Genomic DNA, 24,800 nt, shown 5'->3' on the forward strand with positions numbered 1-24,800 from the left:
GATGGCGGCAGTTGGGTGGAACTGCCGCCGTTTTGTATTTAATTAGCGATTGGATTTAGCAAACGGTAAATACATACGAAAATTCAAATTTGGCACCAGCGTTGGTGTGCGACTTGGCGTTGCAGTTGGCGTGCGACTTGGGGTGATGGTAATCGTCGCAGGCGTGGTGGTGCTGGTTGTAGGCGTGCCAGTCGCCGTTCTGGTTGGCGTGTTGCTTGCGGTTGGCGTTGCGGTACCGCCATTGCCTGCCAAGCCCATCTCATACAAATTGGGAAAATTGCCAGTCAGCAACAACATATTCAGCAAGCGCCAAGCGTTGGGATAATAGCTGTTGGGCGTATCTTTGGTTGCAAGCACGGCGTTGTAGGCTTGTTGGGGCGTGGTTTTCAGGCTGGCGGTTGCAGCGCCACAATTGACAGCTTGTGGAGCTGGCGCGGCCCAAATCGCGGCAGCAGCATTGGCCACGAAGAACACGCCGCGATAATTATCAACCGAGGTGCCATCGAGCCGATAGCGGGCTTGCAGGTTGTCGATGCCCACGCTACTGAAAAAACCACCAATTTCGTTCATGGTTTCGCGCGAGCTAGCGGTGTTGTACCAAGCCTTATCGATTGCGACTCGCCATGCAAAACGGGCTGCATCGTAGCTCCACCACGCCGATTCCTCAGGCTGCCACGAAACATACTGTACATCGCCATCATATTGATTCCAATTTGGCACCAGTTTGGAGCAATTGCCAGCTTTGGCTTGCACCAAATTGGTAATTGCATAGTTGCGGGTATTGACGGCGGCCCATTCGCTATTTTTATTGGTAAATTTGCCAAAGACCGTGCTATAGCCAGGTGAAAAATAAGAGAGATTAACAATACCTTGGATATATTCGGTCGCGGTCGACCAAGAATCACCTGGAAGAAGCTCGTTGCCTTGGTTGTTGGGCAAACCAGCGGGCGGGTTGCTGCCAGCATGATCAACTTCGTAAGTATAAATATTGTTGATCATCGTGGTGGCTAAGCTGCAATAATTCAGCCCATTGCTGCTGGCGGGCCAAACCCCTTGTTGCACTTTGACACAGGCATTGACAAGGCCCAAGGCCATATCTTCATCGCCATCGGTGGCAGCGCCACTGCCATTAATTTGGCCTGGATTGCCGATGTGCCAGTGCATCAAGCCACGAGTAGTAAAGTAGTCGCGGGTAAACAGCCACAACCCATCGAAGGTCGTCTGATCATCGAATAACGAGGCGAACAGCATGCCATAGCCTTGACCTTCGGAAACCGTCGTGTTATTGCTGACCCCACCCAGCACCCGCAAGCGATTGCCGCCGCCAGCGTTGTTGCTGGTAATTTGGGCGCTTTTCCATTCATTCCATGCTTGCGTGAGATCGGTCACATTGTAGTTAATGCCTGAAGCTTGATTATAGGGAAAAGTAAAGCCTTGCGGGCTAGCCTTGGCTGCTTGCTCACGTGGCAACGTAAAGCCGAGGCCGACTAAAATTGCCAAAATAAGCCAACGCGAGTGGAATGCTTGCTTCATCGTGATTGCTCCTAGACACAAAAACAAGGATGCAGTTGTGGGCTGCATCCTTGCAATAAACCGACGGCTAGTATACCAAGAATCTTATGGCGCGACGCTACATGCGGTGCCGTTTAAGCTAATGCTGCTTGGCTTGGGGTTGCTACCGCTGTAGGTTCCTTGGAAGCCAAAGCTAGCAGTGCCACCGCTGGCGATCGAGCCATTCCAGCCAGCGCTATTGACACTGACGTTTTGGCCGGTTTGGCTGACAACGCCATTCCAGAGATTGCTAATTTGTTGATTGCCTGCGAATGTCCAAGCCACATTCCAGCCATTAATCGCTGCACCGTTGTTGCGAATACTGACATCGGCGGTGAAGCCACTGCCCCAGTCGTTGCTGATGGTGTAGCTGATTTGGCATGCGCCAGCAATTGGCGTATTGGTTGGCGGCGCGCTGGTTGGCACTGGCGTGTTGGTTGGGCGAATCGTTGGAACCGCTGTATTGGTTGGCAACACGTTAGTTGGCACTGGCGTGTTGGTTGCTGGTAAGGTGGTATTGGTTGGCAAGACGTTAGTTGGCACTGGCGTGTTGGTTGCTGGCACAGTGGTGTTGGTTGGGCGTGGCGTGCTGGTTGCTGGCACGGTGGTGTTGGTTGGCACTGGCGTGCTGGTTGGCGTAACGCCGTTGGCCAATTCATAAATATTGGGGAAGTTGCCAGTCAGCAGCAACATGCTCATCAAACGCCAAGCATTGACATAATATGAATTTGGCGAATCTTTGGTTGCCAAAACCATGTTATACGCTTGTTGCGGCGTGGTTTTGAGCTGGCCCGTGGCAGCGCCACAATTGACAGCTTGCGCAGCAGGAGCGGCCCAAATTGCGGCAGCAGCATTGGCCACGAAGAACACGCCGCGATAATTATCGACCGAGGTGCCGTTCATGCGATAGCGGGCTTGCACATTTTCGATGCCGACGCTGCTGAAGAAACCACCAACTTCGTTCATGGTTTCGCGTGAGCTGGCGGTGTTGTACCACGCTTTATCGACGGCAACGCGCCATGCAAAGCGTGCTGCGTCATAGCTCCACCAAGCGTATTCTTCTGGCTGCCACGAAACGAGTTGGGCATCGCCATCATATTGGTTCCAGTTGGGCACGAGCTTGGAGCAGTTGCCCGGGCGCGATTGAGCTAAGTTGGTAATTTCATAATTGCGGGCATTGACCGCTTCCCATTCGCTGGTTTTGCCTGTGAATTTACCAAAGACGGTGAAATAGCCAGGCGAGAAATAGGAAAGATTGACGATGCCTTCTGGATAATCGCGGGTCAGGTTCCAGCCATCGCCGGGTAATAATTCGTTGCCTGGGTTGTTGGGCAAACCAGCGATTGGGCTTGAGCCTGGGTGATCAACTTCGTAGGTGTAAATATTGTTGATCATCGTTGTTGCCAAGCTACAATAATCGAGACCATTGCTGCTTGGTTGCCAAACGCCCTTGCGCACCTTGACACAGGCATTGACGAGTCCCAAGGCCATATCTTCGTCGCCATCAGTGGCGGCGTAGCTCCCGCGCAATTGGCCAGGATTGCCAATGTGCCAGTGCATCAAGCCGTTGGGGTCAAGGTGATCGCGGGTGAACAACCACAAACCGTCAAGCGTGTTTTGGTCGTCGAAAATCGAGGCGAACAGAATGCCATAGCCTTGGCCTTCGGAAACCGTCGATGAGCTATCGACCCCACCCATCACGCGTAGGCGATTGCCGCCGCCAGCATTGTTGGCGGTGATCATATTGCTTTTCCACTCGTTCCAAGCCTGCGTGAGATCGGTCACATTGTAGTTAATGCCTGAGGGTTGGTTATAGGGAAACAACAATGGGCTAACATTATTGCCTTGGGCAGATTTGGATTGCAGCCATGGCACGCTAATCAGCGCGAGTAATGCCACGAGCAGCAGCATTTTGCGATGCTTTAACATCAAACAACCTCCGAAAAGAACAATTCAGAAAAAAGAGGGCAGACAATTAACTGCCGCCCTCAGTTTACTCTTTATTAAGATATTTAATGGATAGCCTAAAAGTCCTGCAATTAAGGTTTATTAATGACTGCGCGTTAGCCGGCACTAACGCGCAGTCGTGATGCTTATTGGAACAATCGATCGTATTCGGCGTACGCCATTGCGATATCGGCTTGGGCCCAGAAGCGGTGGTAGGTGAAGGTTGGTGCTGGGCCACCGTTGAGGTAGGCTTGCACTGCTGGGAACGCTGGATCATCTTCGTACTTGGTGCGAATGCTCAAGAACGTCGATGAATTGTTGATTGGATCGCCATTGGCCATCGTGCCAGTCCAGCCGTTTGGCACAGACACTGGATCATCGAAGCGGTTGTAGTCGCGGCGGGTTTCTGGGTTAGCAACACCCTTATCATCGCGATACTGGGTCCACATGCGGTCGATCAATGCTTTGGCCATGGTTTGTGAAGCAACGTGTTGGGTGCCATAGCGCTTGGTAGCGGCGCTGTAGTACATCAAGGTTTTGGCGTAGGCGGCGGCAACACCCACGTCTTGGGTCTTATCGACAACCGTAACGTGCAAATTGGTGTTGGCAGCTGGGTTGCTGGCGTTCCAAGTTGCTGGTTGGCCAGTCCATGCCAAGGTTGATGGAATTTCGTAGCTGCCATTGCTGGTCAAGGTGGTGTTGGCCAAAGCCCACGTTACCCACTTGTCGAGCACGTTTTTGGCTTTGACATCGCCTGAAGCGTAGTAGTATTCTGCGACCCGTTCCATCGACCAAGCTTGGAAACCAAACCAGGTGTTGCTCGCAGGATCGTGATAGACCGGTTTTTCGTCGTAGGCCATGTTGTAGAAGGTGCTGGTGCCGGCTGGAGCTGCTTCGTAGCGGCCATTCCAGCTGTTGGTAGCACCACCAGCAATTGCGCCTTCGCTTGATTGCAACCAGGTGTAGAACTCAATTTGGCGGGTCAAGCTGGTGTTCCAGTCGCGAGCGCCATTGGGTGAAGCTGGTTTGAAGGCTGGTTGGCTGCCCAAGATCCAGGCTGCCATTGGGTTTTGGTAGCCAAAGTGATTGTGGCTGCTGCCAATGCGCCATGCCCAGCCGCCGCCGTTGCCAATCGAGCCGCCCCAAGCGTAGTACCACGACAACAGATAGTGAGCGCTGTTGTAGCCTGAGCCTGCTGGGCACGAGGTTGATTTACAGCCAATTTGCTTGAAGTACTTGTCGAAGAAGGCGTAGCGCAGGTAGTCGCCCATCTTGGAGGCTTTGGTTACCAAGCCATTGACGATTGGCGAGCCGCCTTGTTCGTCGGCCCATACTTTAGCCCAGTAGATCGCTTGGACAGCACGGGCATCAGCATCGGGAGCATTGGTGTAGCGCCATTGGCGGGCATAGCTTGCATCGCCAGTGAACAAATCTAAGAAGCCGTTGGTGCCACCATCGTTGAAGCTTTCCCACGATGGATGGGGCACAGTTTCCCACACTGATTCTTGCGCGCCACGTTGGAAGGTATTGATATATGATGGTTTGCTGGTGCCATCGCCACGGCGGCCATAGCCATACCAGTTATCAACATCGAGCAACCAGTGCATGCCATAAACATCGCTGGTTCCATAGGCCGAGCGCAATTCGGCGGCAATTGGGTCTTGGCCAACTGAGACGTTGGTTTGCAATTGTGATGGATAAAGGTTTGGCTGTTCCCATTCGCCAGCGTAGGTGGCTGGGCTATTGGCGTTGTATGAACCACTGCTTGGTTGATCTTGGCTGGTTGGAATGATGTACATTTCCATATTGCGCCAAGCATCGGCCAATGGTTGCCAGTTGCCAGTTGCTTCGCCATACATGGCTTCGAGCCACAACCAGTAGCTATAGGCTTCGGATGTGGTTTCGTGGCCATAATCTGGGGCTTCAACAATCAGGGTTTCGATTGAGTGGTAGGGCACGCCTTCTGGGCTGAAGTAGCCATTGGCTGGGTTTTTCAGCTCAGCATATAGTTCCAAGAAGCGTTGATCATACGTATCATCGCCTGGAATGGTTGGCGTGCTGGTTGGTGGCACCACGGTTGGCGTATTGGTTGGCCGTGGCGTGCTGGTTGGGCCGTTGGTTGCAGTTGGCGGCACGGTTGTGTTGGTTGGCCGCGTGGTCGCGGTTGGCGGCACAGCCGTGTTGGTTGGTGGCACAACTGCGGTGTTGGTTGGCCGCGTGGTTGCGGTTGGTGGCACGGTTGTGTTGGTTGGGCGGGTCGTTGCGGTTGGATTTGGATTATTTTCGCCACAAACCACACCATTTAAGGTAAACACGGTTGGCAGGGCATTAGCTCCGCTGTAGGTGCCTTGGAAGCCAAAGTTTACAGCGCCACCGCTGCCGATTGCCCCGTTCCAACCAGCGTTGCTGACCGTGACGTTTTGGCCAGTTTGGCTGACCACGCCACTCCAGAGGTTGCTGATTTGCTGATTGCCAGCAAACGTCCAGCCAACCGTCCAGCTGCTGAGTGCAGCACCATTATTTTGAATGTTAACATCGCCGAGGAAGCCACTGCCCCAATCGTTGGGTACGCGATAGGTGACAACACAACTGGCAGCAGCAGCAGTTGGTTTGGCATTCTGAGTGGTCAGCAGACCACCAATCATTGTTAGCAGCGCTAACAACATCGCCCCACGGGCATAATAGTGTCGAGACATACATGCTCCTTGGATAAATGAAAAGTTCAGAGACAATACGAAGCGAACCTCTGCCCAATCGACGGCAGAGCTATCTATTTCCATACAACTAGCGTGCGAGCCTAGGGCAATGGTTGGAGCAAACAGCGCGGATCGTTTGCTGCAACCATTGCCGAGGATTTGCTAGTTGGTTATGGCACAATCGTACAAGCAGCGCCGTTCAGGTTGAAGCTTGTTGGAATGTTATTGGTTCCGCTGTAGGTACCTTGGAAGCCAACATTAACCGAGCCGCCACTGGCAAGATTGCCGTTCCAGCCAGCGTTGCTGACCGTGACGTTTTGACCAGTTTGGCTGACCACGCCGCTCCAGAGATTGCTGATTTGTTGATTACCAGCAAAGCTCCAAGTCAGCGTCCAGCTGTTGATGGCTGCGCCACCGTTAGTGATGGTCACATCGCCAAGGAAGCCGCTGCCCCAATCGTTGGCAACGCGATATTTGACTTGGCATGCGCCAGCAACAGGCGTGTTGGTTGGCAGTGGTGTGTTGGTTGGCAACGCGGTTGCGCTTGGCAATGGCGTTGCAGTGTTGGTTGGGCGGATGGTTGGGGTTAAGCTTGGGCCAACGGTTGGGGTGGCGGTGTTGGTTGGACGGGTCGTTGGCGTAAGGCTTGGCCCCGTGGTTGGGGTTGCGGTATTGGTTGGGCGCACGGTTGGCGTAGCTGTGTTGGTTGGCAACGCGGTTGCGGTTGGCGTGACGTTGCTGCCACCAGGCTCATCGCCAAAGACCTTTACGCCATTGTCGTAGACTGGGATGCGGCGGGTTTTGAGCCGATCAGTGCTCGTGCCAACACCATTGAACGACCAGTCATTGGTGTTGTCCCATTGTTGGGCGTTGGTATTGGTTGGCAGTGAAAGCCGGAATTGCACTTCTTTGCGTGATTCCGATTGGCCGCCCGGGTAGACGTTGATGCCAGCAAAGGCGATTTCGACATAGTAAATTGTGCCAGCCCATTGCTTGAGCGCCGAAACGCCTGAGCCTTGGGTATAGGCGCTGCTCACCGTAATATCGTTCAAGCCATAGCCAGCAGCAAAGACTTCGCTCAAATCAACAAAGTAGCGATAGCTGAGTTTGGTGCTGTTGCGAGCAGGCCATGCACTTTGGTTATGCACCACGCCGCTAATTTCGATAAAGCGTGGGCCTGAAGCATTAACTTTGGCTTCCACGAAAAATTCATCTTCGGCGGTTTCAACTGGTGGAAAGCTCGCGAGTGGCGCGCCGCCAAACTCGCTATACATGCGAGCCAAGGCGCTGGTGAAGCCAGCATTGTAGTCGGTGGCAACTTCGTTGGCCACATAATCGTTGCGGCTATCGGTGTAGGCATCACCCGAACCCTTGGCTGGGCCGCCAACCAACGCGCCGTACAAAATATGGCGTTGATTGACCGGATTGCTCAATGAGTCGGTCCATGAGCCGTGGGCAGTGCGATGGTGCACGTTGACTGGCGGATTGTTGCCAAAGCCGACGACATAGCTGCTATTGCGGGGATTGCTGCCCAGCATATAGTTGATTTGGCTGACCGCAAAATCGTGATAACGTGCTTTTTTGGTTGCATCAGTAATGTAATCGCTGTAGACAAAGGCGGCAAATGAGGTGTTGGCCGAGTAGCGCAAGGCTCCCCATGTATCCAACTGTGCCAAACCGCCTGGCGAATAGGTGATGCGTTGGCCGTTATAGCCGACCGTCCAATAATCCAACCAGCGTTCGGTATCGTCTTTGTATTGTTGTTTGCCCGTCAATTTGGCCAGCAACAAATAGCAACCATAGGATTTATCGTCCCATGCGATGCTCCAGCGATACGATTTGGTGGTGCTTTGGGGTTCGGTGCTGAGGTTGGCATAATATTGCTCAGCCTTGTTGAGGTAGCTGGCTTCGTTGGTTGCGCGATACAACCAAATTGCGCCCCAAACCAATTCATCGTTGTAGCCGCTCCACGAGTTGTAGAACGAGGTGGCATCGGTGATACAGTCGCTGTATTTGCCGCGCACAGTGTCGGCAAAGCTGTAGAGTTGGCGGGCATGGCTCAGCAAGGTGTCGGCATAAGCAGGGTCGGTTGGCCGAAACACAATCGACGAGGCTGCCATGGCAGCGGCGGTTTCGCCAGCCAAATCCGAGCCACCACAGGTTGCATCGATTTTGTATGAAGGGCGTGGCCCTGCTTGATCATCGAGGTGAATAATTTCGGCTGGTCCCCAGAAGGCGTGGTCTTTGCCACCATTGCCAACTTGGCCATAGAGTACATTGGGCGAGGGATGGGCGTTGATGAAATAGTTGTTGACGAAGCGCAAATTGTTCAGCAATTCGTCAAGCTGGCCGCTTTGGGCATAGGCATCGCGATATTCAACCGCGCCCCAAGCCAACATTGTGGCCGAAGCCGCCATAGGAAAGCCAAACTTAACGTGGTCGCCAGCGTCGAACCAGCCGCCGCTGAGGTTAAGGCCAACGTCAGCACCATCGTTGAGCACTGAATCGCCGCGCCATGTGACGCGATTCCAGCTTGGTTTTGGGCCTGCCTGTTGTGCTTCGTAAAAGAAAAAGGACTTTTGCAGTGCTTCGCCGTAGGCATACAGCGGCGCGGCTGCTTTGGTGGGGGTGGTGGGGCTAAGAACTAGCCCTGCAATCATCAAACAAGCAACGATTCCGGCGAAAAGTCGCCAGCGTTGGCTCGATCGTTCGAGCGGTGTACTCATCATTGGACACTCCTTCCTACATTGAAGGCTTTAATGTTGATTGCATGTGCTGGTGTGCTGCGTGGCACAGCACGACGATCATGGTCGCTGTGGCTTCAGCTTGGCTTGTTCAAGCTATTGAGACCGCTCCCAATTGCCTGAGATCAATCGTTTGCTGCGTGCATTCAAGGAGGAAGGAGAGTGATGGAGTAGTGAGATGAGATCGCTCCCAAGCACAGATTGTTATGAAAGTAAAAATATCGTAAATGATTCATTGCAACTTGTCAAGCGTAAATTTTACAAATTTTTTAGATTTAGGTTTAGGCTATTAGAATGGTCTAAAAAGCTACTACACCACTATAAAGAAAACTAAAAGAGTGATTTGGCAAAGTACAGCTTGACAAAATACATAAGATCTTTTATCCTCTCCCCAAGACTTCTGAGACCGGTTCCAAAGTATTTTAAATCAGTTTGTGGGGTTTCACCGTGGAACAACTCACGATTCGTCAAATAGCCCAACTTGCGAATGTTTCACGCTCAACCGTTTCGCGGGTAATTAATAATCATCCCAGCGTGCGGCCTGAAGTGCGACAACGGGTGTTGGAAGTTATTCGCGAACAAGAATATGTTCCGCAGGCAGCCGCACGCAGTCTGGCAAGCCGCCGAACCAATGTGGTGACCCTGTTGATCCCACGCAGCTCGGCAGTGATCTTCACCGACCCATTCTTCCCTTTAATTATTCAAGGAATTACCGAAACCTGTTCAGAACGGGATTATTCGGTGATGCTCTCGATGGTAACGGGGCTGCAAGAACGGGATTTCTATCAGCGGGTATTACGCAGTCGGATGACCGACGGTCTGTTGATGCTTTCGAGCGATATTGATGACCCAGTGTTGCCCTTGTTGATTAACGACCAAATGCCGTTGGTCTTAATCGGCGAACACCCCTATATGCAACCAATGTATACCGTTGACGTGGCAAATCGGGCGGGCGCAGTGCTGGCAGTCAATCATTTATTGCAACTTGGTCATCGACGGATTGGGGCAATTACAGGCCTACTTCAGATGAAAACCGCCATTGATCGACGTGATGGCTACAAGCAATCGCTGTTGCAAGCTGGAGTCGCAATCGAGCATCAATTGATGATTGAAGGCGAATTTACCCAAGAGGGTGGCTATGCTGCAATGCGTCAATTGCTGAGCCTTGAGCATCGACCAAGCGCTGTCTTTGTGGCAAGCGACACCATGGCGTTAGGAGCCTTACGGGCTATTTACGAGGCCGGTTTACATGCCCCACATGATATTTCGTTGATCGGCTTTGACGATGTGCCAGGCGCGGCCTACACAACCCCCGCCCTGACCACAATTCACCAACCGATTCAAAAACTCGGAAGTACCGCCGCTACGATGTTGCTTGACCATCTCGAAGGGCGACCACCGCTTCAGCAACACATTCGTCTCTCACCTTCGTTAGTCTTACGCCAATCGTGCGGACCACGGGTTTCATAAACCCGCCGGATTCACTAGATCGCATGGTCTGATCGAACACGGGAGTTTTTGGGAGCGATCCCAAATGCGTTCGCATTGGACACTGATGTTCAACCCACTCAACGCCGGAATCAAGGAGGATTCGTATGCAACGCTCACGCCGTCCGTTTATTAATTGGCTGACCCTCTTAACTCTGATCTCAATGATCTTAGTTGCTTGTGGTGGTGCTGAGACCGCTCCCACTGCCACAACTGCTCCAGCTGCAACCGCAACGACTGCGGCCCAAGTTGAGCCAACCGTTGCGGCAACTGCCGAAACCGCAGCAACCACCGAACCAGCAACCGCTGAGCCAGCTGCTGGCGAAGTAACCTTGAAGCTGTGGCACATGCCAAACGGTGCTGCTCCAGCAGACGCTATTCAAGCAGAAATTGATGCGTTCGAAAAAGCCAACCCAGGCATTAACGTTGAGCCAGAAATGCTCGACTGGGGTGCAGCTTTCCAACGCATCCAAACCTCAGTTCAAGGTGGCGAAGGCCCATGTTTGACCCAATTGGGCACGACCTGGAACCCAACCTTTGCTGCAATGGGTGGTTTGCGCCCATTCACCGCTGAAGAAATCACCGCCATGGGTGGCAGCGACAGCTTCGTAGCCGCTTCATGGGCAACCTCACAATTGCAAGGTATGGAAGGCACGTTCTCGATTCCATGGTTTGCTGATGTGCGCGCCTTGGCCTATCGCAAAGACTTGTTGGAAAAAGCTGGCTTGAAGCCAGAAGATGCCTTCAAGGATTGGGCTAGCTTCAAAACCACCTTGGCTACCATCCAAGAACAAAATCCTGACGTTGCTGGGATCGCTTTCCCAGGCCGCAACGACTGGAACGTTTGGCAAAATAGCTCAATGTGGATCTGGAACAGCGGTGGCGATTTGTTGAGCAGCGACCTCAGCGAAGCAACCTTCAACTCAGATGCAGCTGTGGCTGGCGTTTCAGAATTTGCTAACCTCTACAGCAGCAAATTGACCGTCACCAACACCTTGGAATTGAACTCAGCTCAAGTTGATGCCAGCTTCGGCGATGGCCGCACCTTCAGCGCCATCACTGGCCCATGGTTGATCAGCAATGCTCGCACTGCTGCTGACGCTGGTGGCTGGACCAACCGCGACGTGGCCGACAACTTGGCCTACGCCGAATTCCCAGCAGGCCCAGGTGGCTCATACACCTTCGTTGGTGGTAGCAACTTGGCCATCTTGAAGAGCTGCGAAAACGTCGAAGCTGCTGTCAAGTTCGTTCAATTCTTGGCTGGTAACGAATCACAATTGCGCTACAGCCAAGCCATCGGGATGTTGCCAGCAACCAAGACCGCTCAAGCAGATGCTAGCATCGCCAGCGATCCGTTGTACAGCGTGTTCATCTCAGCTGCCGCTAAAGGCAAGACCTCAGCACCTATCGCTGAATGGGGTCAAGTTGAGAGCGTTCTCAACGAACAACTTGGTTCATTGTGGGACGATGTAGCAACCGCTGGCGGCCCAGTCAGCGCTGAAGTCGTCAAGACCCGCTTGGATCAAGCTGCTCAAACCGTCAACGAATTGTTGGGTAACTAATCGGACTGATACTGGGATGCATGTGGCTTGCTGCTTGCATCCCAGTATCGACAGCATCCACGCAATGGAGCGACGTTTATGGCTCTGGCACCAAAAAAAAATAAACTCTCATTGTGGCAACGGATTCGGCAAAACAGCCTAGCATATAAATTTATCGCTCCAACCATTGTAGCGATGCTGGTTGTACACTTGATTCCGATTGTGCAAGGCTTGTATCTTTCACTCCTCGACGTTCGCCTTACCACCCTGACCCTCTACCTCAAAGCTCCATTTGTTGGGCTCAAATACTACATCGAAGTATTCAACGCGATTTTTGGCATCGGCGAAGATGGCACAAGCTCGCGGGTAACTGGCCTAATTAATGCAGCCTCAAATACCTTAGTTTATACAATCTGGACGAATATTGGCACGCTGGGCGTGGGCTTGATTCTGGCCATGCTGCTGAATCGTAATTTCCGCTGGCGCGGGATTGCCCGAACCTTGGTCTTGTTGCCGTGGGTTGTACCCACCTTCGTCACTGGCACGATTTTCAACTTTATTTGGCTCGAACAAGGTGGCTTGGCCAATCGCATTTTGCTTGGCTTGAACATTGTTGATACGCCAATAACCTGGTTGATTGGCCCTAACTCGCTATATGCCTTGGTGATTGCCACGGTTTGGCGTGGGTTGCCCTTCACCACCATTATGTTCCTCGCCGCAATTCAGGTGATTCCAACCGACTTATATGAGGCGGCCTCACTTGACGGCGCAAATGGCTGGCAGCGCTTTCGTCACATTACCTTGCCCTTGATTAAGCCAATTGCGGCAACTCAAGTGTTGTTTGGCTTGATTAATGGTTTCTACGGCGGCTATAATATCGCTGTCCAAATGTTTGGCGGTGGTACCGGTTTCGCAGGCGAATATGCCGACTTGCTGGTTCCTGCAATTACGCGTCAGACGTGGGAACGCCACCTGTATGGATTTGGCTCGGCAGCCTCGGTGATTCTGATGGGCATGCTGTTGATCTTTGTTGGCATTTGGTATCGTACATTCCGCGATAGCTTGCGGGCTGAATAAGGAGGCCGTTTATGGGTGTTTCGCTCAGTAAAAAGGCCGAATCGGCCCGACCAGCACGCGCGACGATCAATTACAAAGCTTGGTTATTTGATCGTGGTGGCGATATTCTGTTGCTGATTCTGATTGCCTTTATGTTGTTGCCAATTCTCTTCTTGATTCTTGGCTCGTTCAAATCGCGCGATGAGTTCGCAGCTGCTAGTAGTTTCTTTCCCAGCGAGTGGAAATTTAGCAACTATAGCGAAATGTGGACGCGGGTTAAATTTGGCACTTATTTTAGCAATAGCTTAATTATTTGTGGCATTACGACCCTCGTTGTAACCATTTTGGCTTCGATGTCGGGCTATGCCTTGGCCCGCTTCCGCTTCCCTGGCTCTGGTGGGTTTAGTATGGCGATTTTGGGAACCCAATTGGTGCCTGGCACCTTGTTCCTGATTCCGTTGTATATGACCTTTCTTTGGTTGAAAAATAACCTTGGCATTCCTTTGATTGGCACCAATTTTGGCGCGATTGTGCTGTATGTTGGCTTCTTCTTGCCAATCTCACTCTGGATTCAACGCAGTTTCTTTGCGACGATTCCAATCGACTTGGAAGAACAGGCCATGGTCGATGGGGCAACCCGCTTCCAAGCCTTCTTGTATATTATTATGCCGTTGGCTGGCCCAGGTGTCATTTCAACCGCAATCTTTGTGTTCTTGACCGCGTGGGATGAACTGTTGTTCGCCTGGATCTTGAACGTACAGACGATTCCGGTCGGGATTCGCCAATTTACGGGCGTTGCTGGCTCGCAAAATCGCTACGAGTTGCTTTCGGCAGCGTCGGTGGTGATTATTCTGCCAGTTGCCGCGATGTTCTTCCTTTTACAAAAGCGATTTATCGCTGGCCTTACCGCTGGCGCTGTCAAATAGATTTATTTTCTCACCAACCGGGACAAAGGCGTGCAGACTTTGGCGTTGCTGAGGTCTGCACGTCGCTTTGTTATTTATCGAGCAGTGTTTGGCAATCGCACCCAAACATAGGAGCACAGGATCATGACCGAACAACGCCACCACCCCTCAATTCCTCTCGCAGCGTGGCAACGCCCGCTTGGCCTCGATTATCCGAATGCGGCGATTGCCGCCCACGATCATGGGCCAATCATTGACGATGGTGTCTTTCACGGCTTGCCAATTGGTGGCATGGGCAGCGGGGCGATTGGCCGTAACTTTCGCGGCGATTGGTCGCGCTGGCATTTAGAAGTTGGCAAGCACGTTAATCGCAGCGTTTGGCCCAACCAATGGAGTGTTTTCTGGCAAACCGCCAGCCAACAAGCAGCCCAAGTGTTGTGCACAACCCAACCAGATGGCGATGAACTCAGCACATGGAATTGGAATTATCCAGTTGGCGCTGGCAAGTATCATGCGCTATTCCCCCGCGCTTGGTTCGATTATCAACACCCAGATTGGCCACTTGAATTGGTGCAAGAGCAATTCTCGCCAGTTTTGGCTGGTAATCTCAAGGAAAGTAGCTTCCCTGTTGGCGTGTTTACTTGGCGCGTGACTAACCGTGGCAGCGAAACGCTACGCTTGGGCTTGATGCTGACTTGGGAACATACCCGCGCAGTGGAAGCAGCAGGCCTGACGTTGCAACGCCAACACAACGCATGGCACGATGGCAACACAACTGGCGTAACTTTGAGCCAAACCAGCGACCAAGCCTTGAGCAGCCACAATGGCACATGGGCGTTGGCAGTGCAAGCGCCAGAAGCTGCCAGCGTGAGTCAATGGACGTGTTGGGATGTGGCCCAAGATGCCGCCGCATTGTGGCAAGATTTTGCCAGCGATGGTCAATTGGCCGAATATCCAACCAGCCAACAGGTTGCCGCCGACCAACGCAGCGCAACTGCGATTGCTGTGACCCTCGAACTTGCACCTGGCGAAAGCGCCGTGATTCCGTTCAGCCTTGCTTGGGATTTTCCAATCGTTGAGTTTGCTGATGAAAGCCGCTGGTACAAGCGCTATACCCATTTTTGGGGCACAAACGGCGATCAAGCCCAAGCTTTGGCAAGCGCTAGTTTGAACAACGCCGATGCTTGGCGCAACGCAATTGAAGCATGGCAAAACCCAATTCTCAACGACGATCAACGGCCACAATGGTATAAATCTGCTCTTTTTAACGAACTTTATTATTTGGTTGATGGTGGTACGTTGTGGGTTGATCGCGCAGTGGGCGAGCCTGAGCCTGCTGAGGATTCGGTGGGCTTGTTTAGCTACCTCGAATGCTACGATTATCCATTCTATGGTACGCTCGATGTGTCGTTTTATAGCTCGTGGAGCATCTTGGCTTTGTGGCCAGAGCTTGAACGCGGCGAAATTATTGCCTTCTCCAAAACCGTCAACGATGCTGATGATACTGTCGTGACGATTGTGGCAACCCAAGTGCAAGCGATTCGCAAAGCAGCTGGAGCCTTGCCACACGATCTTGGCGCGCCCAAAGAGCAACCCTTGATCAAAACCAACGCCTATGACTTCCAAGACATCAACAATTGGAAAGATCTCAACCTCAAGTATATTTTGCGCATCTATCGCGACGTAACGTTGTGGAACGATCAGGCCATGCTTGAAGCAACGTGGTCAACGATTCCGACCGCCTTGGAATATGTGCATCAATTTGATAGCGATGGCGATGGTTTGCTTGATCATAGCGGAGCCGACCAAACCTACGATACCTGGGCGATGAGCGGCGCTGCTAGCTACTCAGCCAGCTTGTTGATTTGTGCCTTGGAAGCGGCGATTCGCTTGGCCCAACGCATGGGCGAGCAAGCGCAAGCCGACACGTGGAGCGAATGGTTGGCAGCAGCCCGCCAAAGCTTCGAAACCAAGCTTTGGAATGGCAGCTACTTCCGCTATCACACTGCCGATACCGATTTGCGCGAAGTGATTATGGCTGATCAATTGGTTGGTCAATGGTATGCAGGCGCAATTGGCTTGCCAGCGGTCGCCCCGCACGCCATGATTCGCTCGGCCTTGCAAACGGTCTATCGTTTCAACGTCATGCAATATGCCAATGGAACCTTGGGCGCGGTCAACGGCATGCATCCAGATGGCACGGTTGATACCAGCTCGAACCAAGCCAGCGAAGTTTGGAGCGGCACAACCTATGCCATTGCGGCCATGATGTTGCAAGAAGGTTTGGATGTGGAAGGCTGGCAAACCGCTTGGGGAGCCTATAACGCCACCTATAACGAACTTGGTTTGTGGTTCCGTACCCCAGAAGCATGGGGCGTGGAGCGAACCTTCCGCGCCAGTATGTATATGCGGCCACAATCGATTTGGGCAATTGAGCATGCCTTAGCTGTGCGTGCCAACAAAGCCTGATTAGCGGACAAGCCTCGCTTGTCGAACCTCTTCGCGTCGCCTTGACGCAACCATGCTTCAAAACCACGCTGGATTCTGGCCCAGCGTGGTTTTGCGCTTACCACCGATCAACCATATCCTTGGCTTCTTTCAAGCCCAAGTTGGTTGCTTGACGCACCAATTTGATCGCCTGAATTTTGTTGCCTTGGCGGGCGATGGCTTGGGCTTCGCGCAGTAGATCGTCTGGTAAGGCTTGAGCTTGAGGAGCAGCACGATTTGCACTCATCAGCTGACTTGGGTTTTCGCCGCGTTCAATCATCTCGACATAATCTTTGGCTTCTTTGAGGCCAAGGTTGGTTTGTACGCGAACCTGCTTAATCGCCTCAATCTTCTTGCCTTGGATCAATAAACCTTGAATAGCTGCTTGATCGATTGGTTTTGAATCGAAGCCAGAGCTAAATTGAGCGCTTGGATTTGCATCAACGTTTGGTGTGTGGACTGGATTGATTGGGGTCTGATTGAGATTGATGCTACTGCTTGGCCGTTCTGAGCGTTTGCTCCAAATCCAAATCGCCAACCCAATCAAGACTGCTAAAACAATCCACCACATTTGATTTGGCATATTCATTGCTCCATCTACTTAATCGTTCTAATCAGAGTGTACGTGAATTGATGATCAATGCAAGGCCGAAGTTGATCCACGAAGAGCACGAAGGCGAGGAGGCTACGTCGAATGGTTCATTGGATTGGTAATCAGTTGCATGCCCTCACCCCCAGCCCCTCTCCCACTGAACGCAGGAGAGGAGAGTTGACTGTTGTGTACCAAAAAATGGTGGTAAAACTACCGTCTAAAGCCCCTCGCCCGCGCCACGGGAGAGGGGTTGGGGTGAGGGCATCTTCAACAACCAAAAGCCTATAGCCTAATTCCCAATGTTCTATGCTCTATGTTCTCTGTTCTGAGTATAATTGAACCAATGGTTTATTGAATTTAGGAGGCTGCTGATGCAGATCACCATTACCTTTTGTATGTATTGAAACTACACCCCGCGTGCTGTCAGTTTGGCAGCCCAACTGTTGGACATTCATCGCCAAGCGATTCAGCAACTGAGCCTCGTTCCCTCGAAGGGTGGCTGTTTTGAAGTTGAAGTTAATGGGCAATTGCTCTATAGCAAACTTCAGACCGAACGCCATGCCGAGGCAGGCGAAGTTGAGGCCTTGATCGCTGCCTATCTCGACCAACAAGCCTAAACCGCTGCTGCAAGCCTACTTGCGGCATGCAGCGGGCTTGCAGCTTTCACAGGGCCAAATCCGCATGCTATAATCGCAGCCACACCATACTAAGCAAGGAGTCTCCCGTGTTGGTTTTGATCACAGGTTCCAGTGGGCAGATTGGCACCAATTTGGCGCTACGCCTTCTCGCAGATGGCCATGAAGTGTTTGGAGTTGATCAACGGGTCAACACGTGGACAAAAGCCTTTGAGTATGTGATTCAGGATTTGGGCGCACCCTACCGCGATTTCGAAGGCGGCATTGGCGGCGTGCCCTATCCCAAGCCCGATGTCGTGGTCCACTTGGCGGCCAACGCCAAAGTTCACGAATTGGTGACCTATCCGCACCGAGCGTTGGAAAATGTGATGACCACCTACAACGTATTGGAATACTGTCGCCATCAACAAGTGCCAATCATTTTTAGTTCATCACGTGAAGTCTATGGTGATATTCATCGCTACTTAACCGAAGAAGCCCAAGCCGACTTTGTGTATACCGAAAGCCCATATTCAGCCTCAAAAATCAGCGGCGAAGCATTTATCTATTCCTATGCCCGATGTTACAACCTGCCCTATTTGGTTTTTCGCTTTTCGAATGTCTATGGGCGCTACGATAACGACATCGAACGTATGGAACGGGTAATTCCCCTGTTCATTCGCCGCATTCGCGACGGCCAACCTGTGACCGTCTTTGGGCGTGAAAAAACCCTCGATTTCACCTACGTCGACGATTGTGTCGATGGGATTGTGCGCGGAATCGAGCGGATTGTCAGTGGCCAAGTTGCCAATCAGACCTTTAATTTAGCCTATGGCGAAGGCAATACCCTGGTTCGTATGGCCGAATTGATCGCCGAGGCGTTGCAAATTGAAGCAACGATTAACGTGCAACCGTCAAAACTCGCCGGTGAAGTCACCTACTATGTGGCCAACATCGGGCGAGCACGCCAACTCTTGGGTTACACGCCCCAAGTTGCTTTAGCCGAAGGCTTACGGCGAGCTGTCGCGTGGAACATTGCGTGGGATGAGGAACAGCGGCGATGACAGAACGATCACGGCAACGCGGCCATCGACAGCTGCAAACGCTGGCTAGCAAACGGATTCAAACTCGGCTTTTAGCGCTTTCGCGGATCATGAACGATATTATGAATGTTGATGATCCTGCGCGCTTGATTACCGCCGCTAGTGCCCAATTGCGCCACGTTTTAGCTGTCGATGCGATTGCAGTGTGGTTTTATAGTGCTACTTCACATCGTTACCTGCTAAGCCACTTCAATAGTGCGAGCCACGAGGATTTTAGCGCCGACGATCGCGAGGCTCTTAGTGCCTTGCAAGTGCGCAGCGGTGAGGCGCTGGCTGGCCGCGTGATCAGCGAAGGCCATGCGATTACCGCGAGCAACGTCGATGAATATCGGGCCATGTTTGGGGCGTTGGGTCGTCGCCGCGAGGCGCTTTTTAATCGTTGGCGCGCCTTATTGCCCATTTCGTTTCAAGTAACTGCGTTTACCTTGGGCGGTAATGGGCGGCCCAGCGGCGTAATTGAGTTTTTTTGCAGCAAACCTAGCCTCAACGCCAATTCGGCAGTTTGGTTGCAACCAACCCTTGATCAACTGGGTTCGTTGTTGCAGTTGGTGCGCCAACAGGCCGATGCCCGTGGCCAACGCCGCCGCTTGGCTGCGCTCGATGCAGTTGTGACGGCAATCAGCACATCATCCGATTTGCCCGACTTGCTGAATGTCGCCTTGTTGGTGGTGATTGAGGTCGTCAGTGCCAATGGTGGGGCGATTTGTTTGGCCTCGCCTGGTGGCCGCAGCATGTCGCTTGCCGCCCAACATCAACTTCCGCCGCGTGAGGCGCTACTGCTTGGTTCGAGCCAAGCCAATAGCGTGCTTGAGGATGTGGTTTATTATGGCCAGCCAACCTTGCGCCCAGTCATCAACACCAGCGATCTTGGCGAGGATATTATGGGGCGGGCGGCGATGCCACTCTTGGCAGGCGGCACAATCGTCGGCGTTTTGGTGTTGTATGGCAATTATCAAACTCTTGCGGCGAATATCGATTGGCCCTCGCTAGTTTCGATGGGTTCGCAAATTGGCATTGCGATTGCCAATACTCGTTTATATGAAGAAAGCCAACGCGAACGCCAACGGCTGGGCACGGTGATCGAATCGATCGCCGATGGCGTGGCGATTTGTAACGGAGTTGGCGAGTTGATTCTGGCCAACGAAACCGCCGCTGGTTTGTTGGAAATTTCGATTTTGCCAACTATGGCTACCAGTAGCGAGGCAGGTGCGCGCTACCTCGATGGCAGTGTTGTCGAAGCCGATATGTTGCCGTTTGCCCGCGCCTTGGCTGGCGAAGTTTTTCGCGATTATCGTTTGATTGTGCCTGGCAGCCAAGATCAAGATGTGGTGCTGAGCTTTAGCGGCGCGCCTTTGCGCCGTTCAGTATTAATTGATAGCGGCGATACCTCGTTTGATGGCGCGGTAATCGTGTTTCGCGATATTACCGAGCAACGCCGCTTGGAAGAGGCCAAAGATGAGTTTTTGGCGGTTGCAGCCCACGAGTTGCGCTCGCCATTGGCCGCAATCAAAGGCTACAGCGATTTGCTGTTGCGCCGCGAGTTGAAGCAAGCCACCGAGGGCCGCGATTTACGCGGCTTTATCACGCTCAGTCAGCAAGTTAATATTATGGTGCAACTGGTCGATAATTTGCTTGATGTGTCGCGAATTGATGCCGAGCGCTATACGATTCAGCTTGATGCTGTTGATTTGGGCATTTTGCTTGATTCAGTTGTGACTCATGCCCGCCAAACAGCCAACCATCATACCCTGCATTTTGAACAGCTCAACCACAGCGTCGTCTATGGCGATTCGCTGAAATTGCGCCAAGTTGCCACCAACTTTTTGACCAACGCCATTCGCTATAGCCCGCAACAAACCCAGATTTGGGTGCAGGTGTTTAGCGATGAACATTTTGGCTATGTGCAAGTTGATGATCAAGGACCTGGCATTCCCCAAGCTCAACGCGAACGCCTGTTTGAACGCTACTACAGAGTGCCGGGGATTCGGCGTACAGGCTCAAGCACCGAAGGCTTAGGTTTAGGCTTGTATTTATGTCGCGAAATTATTACACTGCACAATGGGCGGATTTGGGTTGATAGCGCACCGAGCGGCGGCGCACGTTTCTGCATCGCCATCCCGCGCTATATTCCCGAAAAACACGAAACCAACACCACCCAAACCACCCTCGATCTCGATGCATTTTTATTCTCGCCCCAACCAGGCCGGAGGAACGATGAACAGTAGTGTCATTGCAGTGTTACGTCGCGTCGATATTTTTGCTGGGCTGAGCGATCTTGAATTGAGCCAGATTGCCCAGCTTTGCAAAGTTGCCAAAGCCAAAAAAGGCCAAATTATCTTCCGCGAAGATAGTGACGGCGACGATTTGTATGTTGTGCACGATGGCGCGGTGGAAATTCAAGTGCAGACCCGCGGCTCCGACGGCCAAAGCCGCTTATCGACGATTAACACCGCTTACGAAGGCCAAGCGTTTGGCGAAATTGCCATGCTTGGCGGCGGCAGTCGTTCGGCTACAGCGGTTGCTAGCATGAATCCAACCACCTTGTTAGTGATCAACGGGCCTGAGCTTTCGACGCTCTGCGATACCAACACCGCGATTGGCTACCGAATTATGCGCAACTTCATCAACGATATGATCTACAAGCTGCGCTCAGCCTCGTTGCTGCTGCGCGGCCATATCAAATGGCAAGATAATCAATTGAGCCAAATTGAGTAAATTCTCATGTTCGCACCCACTATGTGAGCATTATTGAACGAAAACTATTAGCAATCGGCTGTTTTGTAATTGATACCTCGATGGCAGCGGTGTTGTAGCGAGCCGCACCGCTGCCTGCAACATTAGAGAGATAAGGGGATAGGCCATGAGAATTGGTTTCTTCGGCTACGGGTTAATTGTGGTTTCATTAATCAGCTGTGGCTCGTCATCAGTTGCCCCAACCCAACTTGCGACTGGCCCAACCTCAACAACTCCAACCCAAGTGCTACCTGAATGTTTTACCGAGATTCCCTTCTTGCCACCCCAACCAGAACTGGCGACGATTCCCTTACCACCTACGACGCGCATTACCAATCGTTTTGAACGTCCACATGGAGATCTTATGTTTGTTGGCGGCGTTGTTGGGAATACTGATCAGGCGGCGGCCTTTTTTGAATCGCAATTACCAAAACATGGCTTCCAAGTCGTATATAGCGATAGCGATATTGGGCAATCTGATGGTTCTTTTGTGAAGGATGGCCAACGCTTTCGCTGGCATCTTGTGGCCCAAAATCACTGCACCGAGATTGTCACCCTCTATATCATCTTCGAAGAATAAGGGAGGAATGCCCATGAGCTACCAAGTACCGGATGATACTCCATACATATCAAGAGCAAGAATCTTCCTCTTTAATAGTTTTTGCTTTCTCACATTCATTATCGTATTCATTGTGGGTTACTACTTTATTTTAATCGATCTGTTCAGCTATCCGTTGCATGAATGGATGAAGTTCCTCTCGAAGGAAATAACGAGTTCCTATGGACGAAAAGCGCTGATTCCGTTGATTCCCTATATTCCGTTCTCATTGGTCTGCATCTGCACAGAATATCTGGTGATCGAATATAACAAACGATTAAAAACAGGACTTTGGTATCTGATCTGTGGGATGCTGCTCTTAATCTCGTTTTTAATCTTCTTGCTCGGTATCTTTGCTGCCTATTGAAATAGATGAGAGGAATTTTCATGAAGCCCAGCATTCCATAATCTTATTTAACAAGTGTTGCGCATTTCAAGCATACAATTTTTGTACCTATTTTGTACCTAAATAATAATGCTTGATGTGCTCCAATCGATCTTCAGCTGCTAATTAATTTTGAGGAATAAGCGTATGGAACCAGAATATCATGTTCCTACTCAGAAAGCATCGTATGGATGGATGGTGCTGAGAATAGTGATTTCGCTCATGAGCTGGGCAGGGAGTGCAGCATTTTTGCACTATCACATCACCTATGTTCTGAAACAGCATGCACGGGGAGCAACCATTCTGAGTATAGCCAGCTATCATCATGAATTGTATGTCGTAGTACCGGTTATGATCGGACTCTTCATTCTCCTCGTGGCCATACTCATGGACATGCGATCGAGACGGTTGTGGCGCAAACCTCCATGGAAACTGTACCTAAGCGCGCTCCTATTTATTGGCGGTTCATTCAGTTGGTTAGTTATTTATGAGTTCATTAAACTCTTCCGTTCATAACCATTGCACGAATCATATTTAACGAGTATGGCTCGTTCAACACATCCAATTCTTGTACCTAGCGATGTGCTCCTACCGAGCTTTAGCTGCTGATTAACCGTGAGGAATAAACGAACGTATGCAACCAGAATATCATGTTCCCGCCAATCGGTCGCCCTATCGCTGGCGAATGATCATCCGCATTGTGCTTGCGCTGGGCATCGAAGTGTATTATGGATTCTTTATGTACTACCGTCTTACGTTGTATCAGGACTATATAGCCCGCGGTGGGACATTTGAACAATATATTTCAATTCGACCTTTTCTCTGGGCGTTGCTGCCACTCTCCCTCGCGATGGTTTGCGTGTTGATAGGACTCGTGCGTGATAGCTGGATGCTGAGCACTCGACGCAGATCCTCCGCTTTGCTCCCGATTCCCTATATCGTTGCACTCGTCCTTATCGGGCTTGCAGCAATGATCTATGTTGAATCGGGGGAACTTAGGATTTATGGCTCATGAGTCTGCATTTCAACCACTCTGCTTTTGTTGTAATCGCCTTCGTACTCTATGTGCGCACGATTCGAATTCCCTAACACTACTGATGGATATATGCTTGCGCCTCTGCGTTAAAAGCTTATTTGGTTCAATACTGCTTCGTGCTCTTCGCGTCCTTCGTGGTTTCAGTGGCTAATCCCTGCTGACTGCCCCTAAAACCTCTCCGCTTCGTGACCTTCGTGTTCTTCGTGGATCAAATTTGTGGTACGCTCCATAATTAACAACCCATCATAAAGAATTTTTTCTATGGCCTGCTCAAGACTTGCTCCTAGCATACTTAATACTGGAACACTAGGAAGCTTCCAATCAAGCCGATTAAATCTCCATTGGCCCTGCATAATAGAACCATTCGACAACACAAAAATCGATGCGTTATTCTGGGTTGGGTAGCTGACTTGGCCAATTGGGGCAAGCTGTAGGCGCGTATGAAGGATATAGGGATGCGTTTGCCAAATCGTTGCTTCTGTTAAAGCCAGCGCACGATAGGGATCAATGCTAAGTTCAATCTCTGATGAAGTCCATTCAAATATTCCATCGAGTGTATCCGTCAGTTCAAATGCCGTATCGTGCCAAGCGACGGTCGTGAAAGCACATCCTCCATAGCTTGCCAATAGTGCCTCTGCCGCCGGAAACAGCGGATAGTGGTGCGTTGCCAAGGCATCGAGCCATGGCGTTGGATCGTGATCAATCGCAGGTTTCCAGTTGGCAGAGGCCATGATCGTTTGTAGAACAGGTGGAAACATAGATTTTGCTCCTAGGGATAATAATAGGTTGCTTGTTGAATAAGCCGATTAAGCCCATCACTAAGCGTTTGACCGACGAGCCGCAACATTGGCTTTCGACTATTCTCTCCCGGAACACCATAATATTTTCCAAGCAGCACCAATCCATCCGCGGTCAATAAGATTGTTGCATCATTATCATAGGAACCAATGGGGCAAATCTGCCGTTGTTGCCGCTTAATAAACGGATGCTCAAGCCAACCAGGCGCTGCTTCATCATCACAATGCTGGGCATTGGCGGGAATAAAATCTTCAAACAGCCGATTGCGATCGAAAATATAGGGAATTGCATCGTGATAATAGAGCGGGGTTTCACCTGCTTGAGCAGCAGCGATCCGCGTTGTTAGGCCACCAAAGCTGGTCAAAAAGGCTTCAGCCAGCGGAAAGCTGGGATAGGTGGCGTGTTGAATTGCCGCCAAGTGCGCTGAAGGATCAATATGACGCGTCGGAGTCCAGCCAAAAAGCTGATAACAGGTGATTGCGATCGGGGTTAACTGGATATTTAAGCCGTGATTAGGCATCAATTT

Annotated in this window: 19 protein-coding genes and 1 pseudogene; 13 read left to right on the forward strand and 7 right to left on the reverse strand. The window is 51.5% G+C overall.

Annotated features, from left to right (window positions below; all coding sequences use genetic code 11):
- Positions 1 to 42: 42 nt before the first annotated feature.
- The 4 genes from JOD20_RS14200 to JOD20_RS14215 form a co-directional block, all read right to left on the reverse strand.
- Positions 43 to 1,533, reverse strand: a complete 1,491-nt coding sequence (locus tag JOD20_RS14200) for a family 8 glycosyl hydrolase (protein WP_204755895.1) — start codon at positions 1,531 to 1,533, stop codon at positions 43 to 45.
- An 84-nt stretch (positions 1,534 to 1,617) separates the two neighbouring features.
- Positions 1,618 to 3,480 (reverse strand): glycosyl hydrolase family 8, encoded by a 1,863-nt coding sequence (locus JOD20_RS14205; RefSeq protein WP_204755896.1) that lies wholly within the window; start codon positions 3,478 to 3,480, stop codon positions 1,618 to 1,620.
- A gap of 164 nt (positions 3,481 to 3,644) precedes the next feature.
- The gene (locus JOD20_RS14210) at positions 3,645 to 6,194 is read right to left on the reverse strand and encodes a glycoside hydrolase family 48 protein (RefSeq protein ID WP_204755897.1); all 2,550 of its coding nucleotides are present in this window, start codon (positions 6,192 to 6,194) and stop codon (positions 3,645 to 3,647) included.
- A 170-nt stretch (positions 6,195 to 6,364) separates the two neighbouring features.
- Positions 6,365 to 8,923, reverse strand: coding sequence for a glycoside hydrolase family 9 protein (locus JOD20_RS14215; protein ID WP_204755898.1), 2,559 nt, complete (start codon positions 8,921 to 8,923; stop codon positions 6,365 to 6,367).
- Between the two features lie 462 nt (positions 8,924 to 9,385).
- Here JOD20_RS14215 and JOD20_RS14220 point away from each other — a divergent pair, with 462 nt between their 5' ends.
- From JOD20_RS14220 to JOD20_RS14240, 5 genes are all read left to right on the forward strand, one after another.
- Positions 9,386 to 10,408, forward strand: coding sequence for a substrate-binding domain-containing protein (locus JOD20_RS14220; protein ID WP_204755899.1), 1,023 nt, complete (start codon positions 9,386 to 9,388; stop codon positions 10,406 to 10,408).
- A 125-nt stretch (positions 10,409 to 10,533) separates the two neighbouring features.
- Positions 10,534 to 11,988 carry a sugar ABC transporter substrate-binding protein gene (locus tag JOD20_RS14225; protein ID WP_204755900.1) on the forward strand — a complete coding sequence of 485 codons (1,455 nt, stop codon included), beginning with the start codon at positions 10,534 to 10,536 and terminating at the stop codon, positions 11,986 to 11,988.
- A 78-nt stretch (positions 11,989 to 12,066) separates the two neighbouring features.
- Entirely contained in the window at positions 12,067 to 13,044 is a 978-nt protein-coding gene (locus tag JOD20_RS14230; protein ID WP_204755901.1) for a carbohydrate ABC transporter permease, read from the forward strand.
- A gap of 11 nt (positions 13,045 to 13,055) precedes the next feature.
- Positions 13,056 to 13,949: a carbohydrate ABC transporter permease gene (locus JOD20_RS14235; RefSeq protein ID WP_204755902.1), complete on the forward strand. Its 894-nt coding sequence runs from the start codon at positions 13,056 to 13,058 to the stop codon at positions 13,947 to 13,949.
- A gap of 123 nt (positions 13,950 to 14,072) precedes the next feature.
- Positions 14,073 to 16,397, forward strand: a complete 2,325-nt coding sequence (locus tag JOD20_RS14240; protein ID WP_204755903.1) for a GH116 family glycosyl hydrolase — start codon at positions 14,073 to 14,075, stop codon at positions 16,395 to 16,397.
- 97 nt (positions 16,398 to 16,494) lie between these two features.
- Here the strand turns inward: JOD20_RS14240 and JOD20_RS14245 are convergent, their stop codons facing one another.
- Complete coding sequence (locus tag JOD20_RS14245) at positions 16,495 to 16,998, reverse strand: ribosomal protein L7/L12 (RefSeq protein ID WP_204755904.1); 504 nt, start codon at positions 16,996 to 16,998, stop codon at positions 16,495 to 16,497.
- Positions 16,999 to 17,423: 425 nt separating this feature from the next.
- Here JOD20_RS14245 and JOD20_RS14250 point away from each other — a divergent pair.
- The 8 genes and pseudogenes from JOD20_RS14250 to JOD20_RS14285 form a co-directional block, all read left to right on the forward strand.
- Positions 17,424 to 17,624, forward strand: a pseudogene (locus JOD20_RS14250) (Rdx family protein); the annotation flags it as partial.
- Between the two features lie 107 nt (positions 17,625 to 17,731).
- Positions 17,732 to 18,685, forward strand: a complete 954-nt coding sequence (locus tag JOD20_RS14255; RefSeq protein WP_110516153.1) for an NAD-dependent epimerase/dehydratase family protein — start codon at positions 17,732 to 17,734, stop codon at positions 18,683 to 18,685.
- The gene (locus JOD20_RS14260) at positions 18,682 to 20,949 is read left to right on the forward strand and encodes a GAF domain-containing sensor histidine kinase (RefSeq protein ID WP_204755906.1); all 2,268 of its coding nucleotides are present in this window, start codon (positions 18,682 to 18,684) and stop codon (positions 20,947 to 20,949) included. The genes JOD20_RS14255 and JOD20_RS14260 overlap by 4 nt, the downstream gene beginning before the upstream one ends.
- On the forward strand, positions 20,939 to 21,439 hold the full coding sequence (locus JOD20_RS14265) for a cyclic nucleotide-binding domain-containing protein (RefSeq protein WP_204755907.1): 501 nt from the start codon (positions 20,939 to 20,941) through the stop codon (positions 21,437 to 21,439). The genes JOD20_RS14260 and JOD20_RS14265 overlap by 11 nt, the downstream gene beginning before the upstream one ends.
- A 145-nt stretch (positions 21,440 to 21,584) precedes the next feature.
- A complete protein-coding gene (locus JOD20_RS14270) occupies positions 21,585 to 22,037 on the forward strand; it encodes a hypothetical protein (protein ID WP_204755908.1) in 453 nt (150 codons plus the stop codon).
- 13 nt (positions 22,038 to 22,050) lie between these two features.
- The gene (locus JOD20_RS14275) at positions 22,051 to 22,422 is read left to right on the forward strand and encodes a hypothetical protein (RefSeq protein WP_204755909.1); all 372 of its coding nucleotides are present in this window, start codon (positions 22,051 to 22,053) and stop codon (positions 22,420 to 22,422) included.
- A 165-nt stretch (positions 22,423 to 22,587) separates the two neighbouring features.
- Positions 22,588 to 22,956: a hypothetical protein gene (locus tag JOD20_RS14280; RefSeq protein WP_204755910.1), complete on the forward strand. Its 369-nt coding sequence runs from the start codon at positions 22,588 to 22,590 to the stop codon at positions 22,954 to 22,956.
- A 118-nt stretch (positions 22,957 to 23,074) separates the two neighbouring features.
- On the forward strand, positions 23,075 to 23,455 hold the full coding sequence (locus tag JOD20_RS14285; RefSeq protein WP_204755911.1) for a hypothetical protein: 381 nt from the start codon (positions 23,075 to 23,077) through the stop codon (positions 23,453 to 23,455).
- Positions 23,456 to 23,643: 188 nt separating this feature from the next.
- On the opposite strand, the gene JOD20_RS14290 is transcribed toward JOD20_RS14285, so the two are convergent.
- On the reverse strand, positions 23,644 to 24,234 hold the full coding sequence (locus JOD20_RS14290) for an SUKH-3 domain-containing protein (RefSeq protein ID WP_204755912.1): 591 nt from the start codon (positions 24,232 to 24,234) through the stop codon (positions 23,644 to 23,646).
- 11 nt (positions 24,235 to 24,245) lie between these two features.
- On the reverse strand, positions 24,246 to 24,794 hold the full coding sequence (locus tag JOD20_RS14295; RefSeq protein ID WP_204755913.1) for an SUKH-3 domain-containing protein: 549 nt from the start codon (positions 24,792 to 24,794) through the stop codon (positions 24,246 to 24,248).
- Positions 24,795 to 24,800 lie beyond the last annotated feature (6 nt).

Origin of the sequence: Herpetosiphon giganteus, from assembly GCF_016907925.1 — a bacterium.
GTDB lineage: Bacteria > Chloroflexota > Chloroflexia > Chloroflexales > Herpetosiphonaceae > Herpetosiphon > Herpetosiphon giganteus.

Excerpts from the sequence above, each read along its gene's own strand:
- JOD20_RS14200 (WP_204755895.1), bottom strand. The coding sequence starts at position 1,533 with ATGAAGCAAGCATTCCACTCGCGTTGGCTTATTTTGGCAATTTTAGTC.
- JOD20_RS14205 (WP_204755896.1), bottom strand. The coding sequence starts at position 3,480 with ATGTTAAAGCATCGCAAAATGCTGCTGCTCGTGGCATTACTCGCGCTG.
- JOD20_RS14210 (WP_204755897.1), bottom strand. The coding sequence starts at position 6,194 with ATGTCTCGACACTATTATGCCCGTGGGGCGATGTTGTTAGCGCTGCTA.
- JOD20_RS14215 (WP_204755898.1), bottom strand. The coding sequence starts at position 8,923 with ATGATGAGTACACCGCTCGAACGATCGAGCCAACGCTGGCGACTTTTC.
- JOD20_RS14225 (WP_204755900.1), top strand. The coding sequence starts at position 10,534 with ATGCAACGCTCACGCCGTCCGTTTATTAATTGGCTGACCCTCTTAACT.
- JOD20_RS14230 (WP_204755901.1), top strand. The coding sequence starts at position 12,067 with ATGGCTCTGGCACCAAAAAAAAATAAACTCTCATTGTGGCAACGGATT.
- JOD20_RS14235 (WP_204755902.1), top strand. The coding sequence starts at position 13,056 with ATGGGTGTTTCGCTCAGTAAAAAGGCCGAATCGGCCCGACCAGCACGC.
- JOD20_RS14240 (WP_204755903.1), top strand. The coding sequence starts at position 14,073 with ATGACCGAACAACGCCACCACCCCTCAATTCCTCTCGCAGCGTGGCAA.
- JOD20_RS14245 (WP_204755904.1), bottom strand. The coding sequence starts at position 16,998 with ATGCCAAATCAAATGTGGTGGATTGTTTTAGCAGTCTTGATTGGGTTG.
- JOD20_RS14260 (WP_204755906.1), top strand. The coding sequence starts at position 18,682 with ATGACAGAACGATCACGGCAACGCGGCCATCGACAGCTGCAAACGCTG.
- JOD20_RS14265 (WP_204755907.1), top strand. The coding sequence starts at position 20,939 with ATGAACAGTAGTGTCATTGCAGTGTTACGTCGCGTCGATATTTTTGCT.
- JOD20_RS14270 (WP_204755908.1), top strand. The coding sequence starts at position 21,585 with ATGAGAATTGGTTTCTTCGGCTACGGGTTAATTGTGGTTTCATTAATC.
- JOD20_RS14275 (WP_204755909.1), top strand. The coding sequence starts at position 22,051 with ATGAGCTACCAAGTACCGGATGATACTCCATACATATCAAGAGCAAGA.
- JOD20_RS14280 (WP_204755910.1), top strand. The coding sequence starts at position 22,588 with ATGGAACCAGAATATCATGTTCCTACTCAGAAAGCATCGTATGGATGG.
- JOD20_RS14285 (WP_204755911.1), top strand. The coding sequence starts at position 23,075 with ATGCAACCAGAATATCATGTTCCCGCCAATCGGTCGCCCTATCGCTGG.
- JOD20_RS14290 (WP_204755912.1), bottom strand. The coding sequence starts at position 24,234 with ATGTTTCCACCTGTTCTACAAACGATCATGGCCTCTGCCAACTGGAAA.
- JOD20_RS14295 (WP_204755913.1), bottom strand. The coding sequence starts at position 24,794 with ATGCCTAATCACGGCTTAAATATCCAGTTAACCCCGATCGCAATCACC.